General features: G+C 40.1%; 10 protein-coding genes and 1 pseudogene. 9 read left to right on the top strand and 2 right to left on the bottom strand.

The genetic code is table 11. The features are described 5' to 3' along the window. Nucleotides 1–247: 247 nt before the first annotated feature. Nucleotides 248–1,078, bottom strand: coding sequence for an alpha/beta fold hydrolase (locus tag NXS07_RS16985; protein WP_258087203.1), 831 nt, complete (start codon nucleotides 1,076–1,078; stop codon nucleotides 248–250). Nucleotides 1,079–1,852: 774 nt separating this feature from the next. On the opposite strand from NXS07_RS16985, the gene NXS07_RS16980 reads away from it, so the two are divergent. From NXS07_RS16980 to lhgD, 9 genes are all read left to right on the top strand, one after another. Next, the gene (locus NXS07_RS16980) at nucleotides 1,853–2,011 is read left to right on the top strand and encodes a hypothetical protein (RefSeq protein WP_258087202.1); all 159 of its coding nucleotides are present in this window, start codon (nucleotides 1,853–1,855) and stop codon (nucleotides 2,009–2,011) included. Between the two features lie 83 nt (nucleotides 2,012–2,094). Next, nucleotides 2,095–3,354 (top strand): cupin domain-containing protein, encoded by a 1,260-nt coding sequence (locus NXS07_RS16975; protein WP_258087201.1) that lies wholly within the window; start codon nucleotides 2,095–2,097, stop codon nucleotides 3,352–3,354. 17 nt (nucleotides 3,355–3,371) lie between these two features. Then, nucleotides 3,372–4,223 (top strand): DUF3865 domain-containing protein, encoded by an 852-nt coding sequence (locus tag NXS07_RS16970; protein WP_046336610.1) that lies wholly within the window; start codon nucleotides 3,372–3,374, stop codon nucleotides 4,221–4,223. Between the two features lie 17 nt (nucleotides 4,224–4,240). Next, nucleotides 4,241–4,627 (top strand): GFA family protein, encoded by a 387-nt coding sequence (locus NXS07_RS16965; protein ID WP_071839195.1) that lies wholly within the window; start codon nucleotides 4,241–4,243, stop codon nucleotides 4,625–4,627. A gap of 15 nt (nucleotides 4,628–4,642) precedes the next feature. Beyond that, complete coding sequence (locus tag NXS07_RS16960; RefSeq protein ID WP_046336611.1) at nucleotides 4,643–5,530, top strand: amino acid--tRNA ligase-related protein; 888 nt, start codon at nucleotides 4,643–4,645, stop codon at nucleotides 5,528–5,530. 36 nt (nucleotides 5,531–5,566) lie between these two features. Continuing rightward, nucleotides 5,567–7,177: an extracellular solute-binding protein gene (locus NXS07_RS16955; RefSeq protein WP_238099319.1), complete on the top strand. Its 1,611-nt coding sequence runs from the start codon at nucleotides 5,567–5,569 to the stop codon at nucleotides 7,175–7,177. A 234-nt stretch (nucleotides 7,178–7,411) separates the two neighbouring features. Next, nucleotides 7,412–8,455: a TAXI family TRAP transporter solute-binding subunit gene (locus NXS07_RS16950; protein WP_258087200.1), complete on the top strand. Its 1,044-nt coding sequence runs from the start codon at nucleotides 7,412–7,414 to the stop codon at nucleotides 8,453–8,455. Between the two features lie 24 nt (nucleotides 8,456–8,479). After that, nucleotides 8,480–10,456 carry a TRAP transporter permease gene (locus NXS07_RS16945; RefSeq protein ID WP_258087199.1) on the top strand — a complete coding sequence of 659 codons (1,977 nt, stop codon included), beginning with the start codon at nucleotides 8,480–8,482 and terminating at the stop codon, nucleotides 10,454–10,456. Further along, a complete protein-coding gene (gene lhgD, locus NXS07_RS16940) occupies nucleotides 10,449–11,639 on the top strand; it encodes an L-2-hydroxyglutarate dehydrogenase (protein WP_258087198.1) in 1,191 nt (396 codons plus the stop codon). Before NXS07_RS16945 ends, lhgD begins: the two co-directional genes overlap by 8 nt. A gap of 308 nt (nucleotides 11,640–11,947) precedes the next feature. Here the strand turns inward: lhgD and NXS07_RS16935 are convergent. Beyond that, nucleotides 11,948–12,469 (bottom strand): annotated as a pseudogene (locus NXS07_RS16935) (IS630 family transposase); the annotation flags it as partial. Between the last annotated feature and the right edge of the window lie 78 nt (nucleotides 12,470–12,547).

The raw sequence follows: 12,547 nt of genomic DNA, 5'->3' as shown, positions 1-12,547 counted from the left end.
AAATATAAATATAAATATAAATATAAATATAAATATAACATAATAATAGATAATAGATAATAGATAATAGATAATAGATAATAGATAATAGATAATAAAATAATAAAATAATAAAATAATAAAATAATAAAATAATAAAATAATATTTAAAAATGACATCACCATTTAAATAAAAAAATAGATCTGTAATAGCGGGAATTTCTTTAAATAAAACAAAAAAATTCCCGTTCTGGCTCTCTTAAGGCTATTAAAAATCTTTTAGAAACTCAGCTAAAATCGGGTTAAAAATATCTGGAGCCTCCCAGAATGGCGCATGATCGACGCCGGCCAGATTAAACACTTGGCCTTTCCAAAGGTTTTTATAATTTAATCCATTAATATAATCGTGATTGATGAAAGGATCACCAGCACCATTGACAATAGCCAAAGGAACTTCACTGGTTTCAGCCAATAATTTCTGATCTGTCGCCTGAGGGGAAACAGAAGCTTCAAACATATATTGCCGAGCTAACCCGTCTGTTCTTGCCACGGCTTCTATCATAAACGGTTCATGAGGTGCATAGACGCCGTTTGTCTCACGGGCAAAGTTTTTGACATCCTCATCAGTAAATTCCGCTTTACCGGTAAGCCTCAGTTCACTTTGACGAAAACCACGGGCTACATTCTCTCTCCCAGCGGCCACTGGCGGCGTGCCACAAATCATCAACCCGATCATTTTAGGGTTCAATGCCAGCATTTCTAACCCAATATGCCCCCCTAGTGACCAGCCAAAGACCACGACTTTATCAATGCCCATCTTTTCCAGCACTTCAATGATGGTGCGGGCATAACCGGGCATTGAGTATGCTTCACGTGGATCGCTGGCGTTAGAAGATTTACCGTGGCCGGGTAAATCCAATGCCAGAACCCGATAGTCCCCTTTTAAATATTCAATTTGGTGACGAAAGATTTCTTTACAGCTTGAATTGCCATGTATCAGGAGCACTGGCAGCCCGTTTCCGCCGGTATCGAGAACTGAAATATTGGAATAACGGGTCTGAATATCATAGTGTTGAATCTCATCGTGTGTAGCAACCATTATTTTATCTCCTCAAGAATCAATCACAGATTAATTGCTAAATGAGGAAAGATGTTACCGGAGTAATGATTTTCATATCAATATATAATTTATTCATATCATTGAAAGTGGTTCTTAAGAGGAGCTCTAAAAACTGCCCCCACTGACAATAGCGATACATGAAAGAGACAATTTTATTCCCATTCATTGGCTTAAGAAGCTTGAATACCCGATTCCATCGGATAATAAACTACCATACCAGCTTTAATACTTTAACTATCCTAAATCTTAACTTTTCATGAAAATCACTGTTATAATTTAGTAAGTTAAATAACATATTAGGAAATTAAATTTCCATAAAAAATTAAAATACTTATTAATTTTATAAAACAAAATAAAACAAAATAATTTAATTAAAAACAAACACAATATTCTGATTGAGTTTATTCAATCAATTTAAATATGGATTTACAACTAAAAAGTATATTTAACAGCTTAAAATAGCATTTGATAATTTTTATCAACAAAAATTATTTTTTGATTCATTTGAATATTTAATGATTGAAATAATATTATTCATTATATATATCAATATATTAAAAATTAAAATAACAATTTATTTTATTTAATTCAGTGATTGTTTATTGAATGTCATATAAATTTATAGGTGAAATAAATTAAGCGTAAGTTGATTTATTGTAAATATGATGCCAAATTACGTTTTGCGAGTGTTATCTCGTAATATTAAAATCATTTAATTAATAAAACACAACAACTCTATATTATGGAGGCTATATGAATAGTTCTATAAAATCCGGTGTTCGTCCTGATGCCTTAAAATCAGGTGTTCGCCCCTATGCCTTGAAAACAGGTGTTCGTCCAGACGCTCTAAAAACAGGTGTTCGTCCCGACGCCTTGAAAACAGGTGTTCGTCCTGATGCTATTATTGACTAAATCAATAATTAGTTATGTAAGCCAGCTTATAGCTGGCTTATTGTCTATATTCGAAATATTCACAAATAAAATGGATAAAAAATATGACAATTAATTTTCATAAAGAAATTTGGGAAGGATTTGATGAAAAAACAAATCATGGAAAGACTCCTTTTCTTTTCGAATCAATTCTTCCTTTAAATGAAGGTTTTTCTAATCATGAAACTGTTAAAAATGCATTTTATAATTTATGCAATAAATCTAATTTACTAAAAACTGATTGCCGCTTGCGTATCTATGATGGTGAAAAACGTCGTGATGATCTTGTTGAAAAATTATCCTCTGAAACCATATTATCGGATGAAACGTTGATACATTTCATGCAACGATTAAGTGGAAAAGAGCGTTTCAGTTTAGTGATTAATAACCTTGAGCAATCTTGTCCAAAGCTAGCAGCTGATTTCGGTTTATTTGCGCAATCTTTCTTTGCTTATAAAGGTATTCCTATTGGTGGAATAGAACAAGCAACTTTTTGTGGCAATTATTCTGGTACCGCTTTTGGTATACACGAAGGTTTTGAACATGCATTTTTGTGTCATTTAGGACCGGGTATTAAGTATTTTTATTGTTGGTCAAGAGAACTTTATTTGGAAATAACTGGCTCACGCGAACCCACGTTCTCAGATTCAGAATTGTATGACAAATTAATAGAAAAAGGAACGCTTTATATACTTAAGCCGGGTGATGCCTTGTATTTACCAGCATCAGTTTATCATGTCGGTCGTCAAGAAGAATTTTCGGTATCAATTGCGCTGCCATTTTATACTTATCCATTGTCGCGTTTTATGGCATTAAAAATACTTCCTGCTCTCAGTGAAAAATCACTTCCCTTTGATCAAGAAGGTATGTCAGAATTAATTAACTTTGATAATAATCAATTTGATACAGAACCACTCTCAACTCTTTTAACAGAAATAATAAATAAATGGCTACAACAGGATCTACCTAAATATTTACATTATTACTGGCATCGACTTCGTAGTAACGGAGGATGGGAACTGCCTACGGCTATAAACGCAGATCCATTAAAGGAACCCGAACATCAAAATGATTTAATCATTAATCCTGATTCTCAAGTATCATTACAGGCTCCATTTATTGTGAGTTATGAGCATGGGTTAGATTGTTCTTCTGATGAAATTCGCGTATTTATTGCAACAAAAAGTGTAATATTACCTGCCAGTTCTGAGACTTTAAAACTTTTGGATACACTTAATACTCGACAACCCATTACAATAAATTCTGAGGAAATTTACACCTCACTAAAAACATTAATAGTCACGGGCGGTTTACTTTCTCATTAATTAATAAGGAATAAAAAATGTATAGAAATTTCCCAGCATTAGTGGATGATTATCTGAATAAAAATATTCCCACTAGAAATTTAATTAATAGTATTATTAGTGAAGGAAAAGCAAAGGTTGATGGAAATGAGCTGATTGATAAACATTTCGATCCTATGATTGCAATTATTTATAATCAAATTAAAGATCTCATCAATCCATCAAATCTCAGTAAGGAAGAAGCAAAATTATATATTGGTGAGCTGTCTGTCTTCGCTCGTTACAATTCCACCATGTTATTAAGAGCAGCCGATAATATTCGTGGTTTTTGTCCTGAATTTGCTCAAGAATTAACACGGAACTTTTTGGAAGAAGGTGGAGAACGAGGAAAATTACCTGCCCACTATGTTGTTTTTAGCGGAGCACTCATTGCGGACTTAGATTTTCGAGTGAATGGCTGGATGCCACGTACTTCTTCAACACGTGCTCTTATTTCCCTAATCGACATACTTACGTGGTCTCATTGCCCTTCAACGGTACTGGGCATGTACTATGCAACCGAAGCTATTGCTATCGCGGAAACGCTACTTTTACAAGACATTACCAATCGTCTGGGACAAATTACTGGTCAAGGAACAGGAAATTCATTAAAAAAACTTGATTTTTATTATCGAATGCACTTGGATGAAACTCATAGCGCTGCAACTGATAATGTCGCAGTTGAACGCGGGCATCAAGAAGGTATTGCTAGATTCATCAGGGATGCAGATCTATTCCACTTTCAGCAACCTCAGATTGTGGATGGCTTCCTTCAAATGCTTACTCCTTTTGTTGATCAGTGGGTTGAGATTCATCATTTAACCCGAACAGATCACTGTTACAGTCATTAACATTTTAGGGTAATTATATGAAAAAAGTTGAATATTCCGGTGGGTGTCTTTGTGGTCATATCAGATTTATAGCGACAGGTGAGGCTGGTAATCCTCATACATGTTCTTGCTCCATGTGCCAACAACATTCTGGGGGATTGACTCTATGTTGGATTGAATTTCCGAAAGCCGCAGTCCACTGGAATGGGCCGGGTGGCGTTCCCTCTGTATTTCGTTCTTCCGACTATTCTAGTCGTGCCTTTTGCTCACAATGTGGAAGCTCTCTAGGAGCAATAGACGATGGCCCAACAGTCGGACTGCTATTAGGTAATTTTGATAGTAAAAACAAAAAAAACCTTCGCCCAGTTTCACATTCATTTATATCGTCACGCCCCCGTTGGTGGAAAATCGATACTCAATCCTAATAGAGAGAAAAGCAAATGTTGAATTCTCCAATATTATATAAAGCGGCGATGATTCGCCGCATACGCACTTTTCTTGATTCTCAGGAATTTATTGAAATTATGACTCCCGTTATGCGCCGTTATTCTGGTGATGACTCTCGTCCACGGCTCTCCCTACATAATGGAGGTTGGCTAAGAGAATCTTCAGCTTTTGCCTTGCGCTACAATCTTCAATACTATGATCGTATCTATGAAATAGGCCCTAGTTTCCGGCCTGATGCAGTGGATGATACCCACCTACCAGAATTTACAATGCTTGATTTATATAAAAAAGATTCTACCCTTGATGAAATGCTTCAACTTGCACAATCAATCATAGAAATATTTTATCAAGGGAAAATAAGTGTATTGTCGTTTGCTGATCATCTTAAACAACGGTTTTCAGTTGATTTTTTTGAAGATTTTTCCGCTTCCGAAATATTTATTGATTGTTTACGGGAAATGTATTGTGACAAAACAACTCCCCCGCTGAATCTAATTGATCGCTATATTATTGAGAATATTGAACCTCTATCACAACAATGCTGTATTATCGTAACGGATTTTCCTTTGCTCACCGAGATACGAGCAAAGAAAAGAACAGGAACAAAAGGAATCGTCGAGCGTTTCGAAATTTTGATTAATGGGATCGAAATTGTTCATGGTTATACTGACGAAGATGATGTAGAGCGTTTTGAAACTCAGGCTCGGAAACGTAACATGTTTGGGTCTGAAGATGAGGTGATGTGTACCATGATGAGAAATAAATTGGTATCGCCTTCCAGCGCTGGATTTGCTATTGGTATAGAAAGATTATGTCAAGTTGCATTAGGAGAAAAACAAATTTCTGCATTTGCAACTTCGCGCCCGTTTTCTCCTTTTTAATTTGCAAATAACGAAACATTTATCGGAAATCATTATATGGTGACATTCAATGAATGGTTTATTATGGCCTTTTCTATCGCATTAGTTTTAATCGTTCCTGGGCCAACAAATACTTTACTTTTATCAGCTGGGTTACAACAAGGGTTAAGTAAATCTCTTATTCTCGTTATTGCCGAAGCTATAGGATATACAGTGGCTATTGCAATTTGGGGATTTTTTTTGCTATCTCTGACACAGACGTTGCCTTGGATGTACCAGTTTGTGAAGCTATTGTCTGCGACTTATGTGCTGTGGCTAGCTTTTAAATTATGGATGTATAGCTTAAAAATGGATTATTTTACAGATAATGAGGTGAATTTAATAAATATTTTCGCCCATAAAGGTACAAATTTCGTTGATGTTATGGTAGCCACATTTTTGAATCCAAAAGCCTTATTATTCGTAAGTACTTTTATTCCAATAAGCGCTTTTAAGTCTGTGAATACTTTTTTTCCTATGCTTGGTGTTTTTTTGATAATCTTAGTGCCAATAGGTACATTATGGATATCTTTTGGAAGCTTAATTCATTCCTATAAATACTTACGTAGATTTACTGCCATTTTTCTGCGGATATCATCCGTGATTCTGATACTATTTTCATTCTCGTTAACTTATTCAGGAATAGCAAAGGCTGAAAGTTCACTGGTTTTGTACAATTGGCAAAGTTATACAAGTCCAGAGATGCTCCAAAAATTCAAAAAAGAGCATAATATCAGCATTACTCTATTAGAATACAAATCAAATGAAGAAGCATTAGAAAGCATTCAGCTTGGAAAAATTGATGCTGACCTTGCTGTTGTAGCGGATAATTTTTTGCTTCACTGGATAAACGCCGGACTTCTGCAACCTATTGATGCTCAGTCAATGACAAATTTCAAGAATATTACCCCCCGCTGGCGCACATCTCCTGCCGATCCGCAACGAACTTATGGTATTCCTTGGTCTTGGGGCATTGTTGGCACTGTCGTCCATACAGATGTTTACGATGGCGATATTAATACATGGAAGGTTGTTTTAGAACCGCCAACATCATTATTTGGTACTATTAATGTGGGTTCAGACATGAATGATCTTATTTATGCGGCCATTCGCTATCATGGTGGTAAAATATGTGACTCAAATCCTAAATTACTTGAAAAAGTTAAGAAAACCTTACTTGAAGCAAAAAAACATTGGGCCGCAATGGAGTATGGTAGTGTCAATATGATGGCTTCGGGAAAATTTAAAGCAGGTATTGACTGGAATGGTGCAGCGTTGCGTCAACGTAGAATTAATTCTCATATTCAGTTTGGCTTGCCACGTGAAGGGGTATTAATATTCAGTGATAATCTTGTCATTCTCAAAAAATCGAAAAATTATGAAAATGCCAGATTATTTCTTAATTTTATTATGCAACCTGAGAATGCCGCATTGAATTCTGCATTTCATGGCTATGACAGTACCATAGAAGGGGCTGATAAATATTTACCCTTATGGATGAAAAATGCGCCTGAACTTAAAATTCCTGAACATGTATTAAAAAATTCAGATCATTCGGTCATGTGCTCACCTTTTGTTCAAAAAGAGTATCTTAATATCTGGCAACAGCTTTTAAAAATAAGTTATTAGCGCGCTAATTCTCAGGACTGCGACTTAAAAGATAGAAGGCAGAACAGTAACCGTTTTAACTTGGGATAATCACAAGAATTCCTGCCTTCATCACATTCCTCACCCCTCGTATTTATATTTTTGTTTTTATTATCACAAATTAACAATATATGATGCTGAAATTATCGATGTTATGTTGTATACAAATTAATGCAAATGTTAATTGTCTGTTACACGATATCGAGTAATCACACTATGGCTGTCAAAAAAGTGACAAAAACAAAACTCTTACTGGCAACCCTCGCTGCAATGGCTGTCATCATCATAGCTGTTGCAGGTAAGCTGGAAAATGCCAATAAACGTTTCCTCTCAGTCGCCACCGCTTCCACGGGAGGCACTTATTATCCGATGGGGGTGGGTCTGGCTAATATCTGGAGCAACCATCTGAAAAATGAGCATATTCAGGTCACGGGACAGTCTTCGGCAGGCTCAATTGAAAATATTGACCTGCTACAGAAAGATGAGGCGCAACTCGCCATTTTGCAGAGCCTGATCGCCGTTGAAGCCTATCAGGGTGTGCGCCATTTCGAAAACCGACCGTACCACGATTTACGTTCCATTTCGGTACTTTGGCCGAATGTCGAACATTTCGTCCTGCTGGAAGACAAAATCAAAGAGGGTACGCTCAATGACATTGCCGGAACCCATTTTTCTGTCGGGCCACAGGCCAGTGGCACAGAACAATCAACCCTGATTATTCTGCAAGGTGTCAATCTCAGTAAGAAAGATATTCGCCCAGAATATCTAGGCTATGGCGATACCGTTTCCGCCATGCGGGATGGCCGTCTTGAGGGTGGTGCCCTGCCCGCTGGTGTACCCGCCTCGGCAGTCACTGATATGTACGCCAGCGGCGTGCCTTCCCGTATCCTCAATGTAACCGATGACCAACTGGCAAAAATCAATACTATCGCCGATTCTTGGTTTCGTTTTGTTATTAAGCCGGAAACTTACCCACGTCAAATCCAGCCGGTTCATACCATTGCTCAACCCAATATTCTGATGACGACTCGTAAGATTGATGAAAAAACCATTTATGAACTGACAAAAGTGATGTTCGAAAATTTGAAAGAAGTTCAGCAAATCCATAGCGCGGCAAAGTACATTACGCCAGAAAATGCGCTCAAAGGTGTCTCTGTACCCTTGCATATCGGTGCGTATAAATTTTATCGCGAGAGGGGTCTGGATATCCCCGATAACCTTGTACCCCCGGAAGCAAAACTCACTGCAAATCAGCCATAATCTCCCTCACGCTACGGAGTCATCATGAGCACTGACACTTTAACGTCATCTTCCCCCCACGAACTGGATAAAGAAGCCGGTTCGGGCAGCCGTCATCTGAACGGCATTTATCTGAAATTGACAGCAATACTGGCTATCGTGATTTCCCTTTATGCCATTTATTCCAATGCGTTATCCAATACGCAGGAGTTTTACCGCAATGCGACCTTTCTTGGGGGAATTCTGATTTTGGGTTTCATTCTGTTTCCCCTTTCCAAACGTTATGCCACCCCAAAATTCAATCGTTGGGATTATCTTTTTATCCTGCTGACATTGCTCAGTTATGGCTATTTTTATTTCACTTACGTTGACTTACATGTGGTTCGCAACAGTATTCCCGACACGCTGGATTATGTGATGGCGGTGATCGGAATTGGCGTCTTATTTGAAGCAGCCAGACGCACAACCGGCTATTTCATACCGGGACTGTCTCTCTTCGCTATCATTTATGCCCTGTTCGGCCAGTATTTCATCGGGATCTTTGGCCATGCCGGATTTTCCCTTGAGCGCCTGCTATTCCGCCTGTTTATGACCAGTGAAGGCATTTTCGGCATCACCCTGTCAACCGCATCAACCGCCATCATCGTCTTCATTTTGTTTGGTGCATTTTTGAGTGTCAGCGGCGCGACGGCGTTGTTCAACGATTTGGCATTGGCAATAGCTGGCCGTCGCCGTGGAGGGCCAGCGCAAGTTGCCGTCATTTCTTCCGCTTTGACGGGATCATTAAGCGGCAGTGCCGTCGCCAATGTCGCGACTACCGGCACTTTTACCATTCCCTTAATGAAAAGTATCGGTCTGTCACCGCGCTTTGCCGGTGCTGTTGAAGCGGCCGCTTCGACGGGAGGAATGATCATGCCGCCGATTATGGGGGCGGCGGCGTTTATCATGGCGGGTTTTCTTGGTATCTCCTACACCACGATTGTCATGGCGGCCATTATTCCTGCTTTGCTCTATTATGCCGCCCTGATCATTGCCATCGATTTAGAAGCAAAAAAACAGGGACTGCAAGGCATCAGCAAAGAGAATATTCCTCAAGTCAAAACCGTACTGAAAGCCCGTGGCCTGCTGTTATTACCGCTATTTATCGTAATCGGCATTCTGCTGATGGGAAAAACCCCGATTTACGCCGGTTTTCTTGGCATTATTACGATTATCATCGCAAGCTGGATCACACCAGATACCTCGGCTCGCATGACACCAAAGAAAATTGCCAAAGCCTTGAGTGAAGCTGCCCGGGGCTCCATTCAAGTTACGATTGCCTGTGCTGCCATTGGGGTCATCATTTGTGTCGTTACGATGACTGGCATCGGTTCGACCCTCGCTTTCAATATCGTTTCGCTGACTGACAATACGCTGTGGATGATCCTGCTGGTGGTGATGGTAGTTTGTATCGTCCTCAGTATGGGGCTGCCTTCCACCGCCTTATATATTGTTGTTGCCGTGACAGTGTCACCCATATTAATTAAAGCGGGCGTCTTGCCATTAGCGGCACATTTTTTCGTTTTCTGGTTCGGTGTGCTTTCCAATATTACCCCTCCTGTGGCGCTGGCCAGTTACACCGCCGCCAGCATTGCCCGCTCCGACCCAATACAAACCTCATGGAGTGCCGTGCGGCTGGCTCTTCCGGGCTTCATCATTCCTTTTATTCTGGTCTATAACCCCGCTTTATTGATGCAAGGCAATGACTTAAATGTGCTTTCCATTATTTATATGATCATGACCGCCCTGATTGGCATTTATTCACTCTCCGTCGCTACTGCTAATTTCTGGATGATCAAGACTCACTGGCTGGAAAGAATATTCTTCGCTATCGCGGCCATTCTGCTTATCAAACCCGGGATGCTGACAGATTTGGCCGGTGTAATATTCATCGCTACAGCGGGCGTTGTTCATCGGTTACGCTACAACCGGCAACGTGCTTTCCCTCTGGAGTTAATAAGGAAAAACAATAAAAATGTATGACGTTATTATCATTGGTGCGGGGTTGGTCGGCCTTGGTACGGCTAATGCCCTGCAAGAACATCACCCATCATTGCGCCTGCTGGTACTGGATAAAGAAAATGGGGCAGCCGCCCACCAAAGCGGGCATAACAGCAATGTTGTTCACTCCGGCATTTACTACCCTCCCGGCAGTTTAAAAGCCCGTCTGGCAAAACAGGGAAACCGCTCGATATATACGTTTTGTCAGCAACATGGCCTGTATCATGACCGCTGCGGTAAAATGATTGTGGCGACCCAACCGAAGGAACTGCCCTTATTGGAAAATCTCTACCAGCGGGGGTTGCAGAACGGCCTTGACGTCAGCCGCCTGTCACAAGCTGAATTGAAAGAGCGCGAACCTTATGTCAATGGTATTGAAGCGATTTTAGTGCCGGATGCGGGGATCGTAAATTATCCGGAAATTGCTGCGAAACTGGCCGAGATCATTCAAGCCAGAGGGAGTGATATTCATTACCAGCAACAAGTGCAGAATATCCGTGAACACAATGGCTATGTTGAAGTGCAAACCCAACAAACCCACTATCAGGCAAAATGGCTGGTGAATTGTGCGGGCTTGCATAGCGATAGAATTGCGCAACTGGCCGATTATGATACGGGCATGAAAATTGTGCCGTTCCGTGGCGAATACTATGTGCTGAACAGCAGTAAAAATTATCTGGTCAATCACCTGATTTATCCTGTACCTAACCCTGATTTTCCTTTCCTTGGTGTCCATTTTACGCGGATGTACAACGGCAAGCGGGATGTTGGCCCCAATGCAGTATTGGCATTTAAGCGCGAAGGATATCGTAAGACCGATTTCAGCCCACGAGATTTGGCAGAAGTGCTCACTTACAAAGGGTTTTGGAAGATCGCCTCACGCTATTTTGGCGAAGGAGTGGCCGAAATGCGCCGTTCATTCTCGCGCCAGCTTTTTACCGAGAATGCCCGCCAGCTCATTCCTGACCTGCAACCCGAAGATATCACACCGGGGCCAGCCGGCGTCCGCGCTCAGGCACTGACAGCCGATGGCAAGCTAGTGGATGATTTTCACTTTGTGGTTGGTCGCAGATCACTGCATGTATGTAATGCACCTTCGCCGGCAGCGACAGCTTCGATGGAGATTGGAAGGGAGATTGTGAGGCGGTATTTTGCGGAGCTTTGAAGAAGGTAATTTTTAAACTGACAGATACCGGAATAGAAACGGTAACTGTCAGTTTGGATTAGTACGCTTTATTTACAGGCTATATTCGACTAGTTATCCCGAACCATTACGTCTGTATGTAGAGTATAATCGTTACTCTTCATCTCATAGCTCGAATTAGATGGAACTAATGTTGTCATACCTATTCCATCACCCTCATATTTGTGTGAATCTACAGCTCTATATTTATATTGTTTTCCCGCATAAAAAATACTAACCAGCATTCTATATTCACCTTTACTATTCCTAAATAGCTGTTCCTAATATTGCTACACTTTTGCTGTGCCATGTTTATTTCCTGGGAATGGGCTAACCGTGTTCATAAAGCCACGCACTTTTCTCAATAACTGCCACATATAACAGCAACAATGATTACGTGTAATCGTTTCATGGAGTGCTAACCCTAATTTTTCAATATGATTTATCCATGGGGAATAAATCGGTTGATAAATCAATTTGAATTTCGGATTTTGGGCGAGCCACTCTTGTGTTTTCTGGCTTTTGTGAATAATGTAGTTATCGACTATCAAGGTAATACTTTTCGCCCGGCGATAGGCGGCTTTCAGATGCGCTAATAGTTTGATAAATAATGATGAGTCTTTATTGTTGCCGCCAACATAACTCACTTTTCCGGTGCCACTGTGTAAGGCACCCGCCAGATAATATTTCTCGTTCTGACCCGGTGTCGTGATACGTTTTTGTTGCCCACGTCATTGCCAGTCTGCACCGATTTTAGGATTCAGGTGGATATCCACTTCATCTTCGTAAAAGACCGGATGATCGGGGCTGCATCCAGGGGTTACGCATGAAAATATTGAGTGGATAATTCTTTCATTTTTAGAGGGACGCTAATGAAAGAATTAGTGGAG

Origin of the sequence: Xenorhabdus bovienii, assembly GCF_024721015.1 — a bacterium.
GTDB lineage: Bacteria > Pseudomonadota > Gammaproteobacteria > Enterobacterales > Enterobacteriaceae > Xenorhabdus > Xenorhabdus bovienii.
This window is presented reverse-complemented; position numbering and strand designations above follow the sequence as displayed.

Coding starts and splice junctions, on each gene's coding strand:
- NXS07_RS16985 (WP_258087203.1), bottom strand. CDS start 1,078: ATGGTTGCTACACACGATGAGATTCAACACTATGATATTCAGACCCGT.
- NXS07_RS16980 (WP_258087202.1), top strand. CDS start 1,853: ATGAATAGTTCTATAAAATCCGGTGTTCGTCCTGATGCCTTAAAATCA.
- NXS07_RS16975 (WP_258087201.1), top strand. CDS start 2,095: ATGACAATTAATTTTCATAAAGAAATTTGGGAAGGATTTGATGAAAAA.
- NXS07_RS16970 (WP_046336610.1), top strand. CDS start 3,372: ATGTATAGAAATTTCCCAGCATTAGTGGATGATTATCTGAATAAAAAT.
- NXS07_RS16965 (WP_071839195.1), top strand. CDS start 4,241: ATGAAAAAAGTTGAATATTCCGGTGGGTGTCTTTGTGGTCATATCAGA.
- NXS07_RS16960 (WP_046336611.1), top strand. CDS start 4,643: ATGTTGAATTCTCCAATATTATATAAAGCGGCGATGATTCGCCGCATA.
- NXS07_RS16955 (WP_238099319.1), top strand. CDS start 5,567: ATGGTGACATTCAATGAATGGTTTATTATGGCCTTTTCTATCGCATTA.
- NXS07_RS16950 (WP_258087200.1), top strand. CDS start 7,412: ATGGCTGTCAAAAAAGTGACAAAAACAAAACTCTTACTGGCAACCCTC.
- NXS07_RS16945 (WP_258087199.1), top strand. CDS start 8,480: ATGAGCACTGACACTTTAACGTCATCTTCCCCCCACGAACTGGATAAA.
- lhgD (WP_258087198.1), top strand. CDS start 10,449: ATGTATGACGTTATTATCATTGGTGCGGGGTTGGTCGGCCTTGGTACG.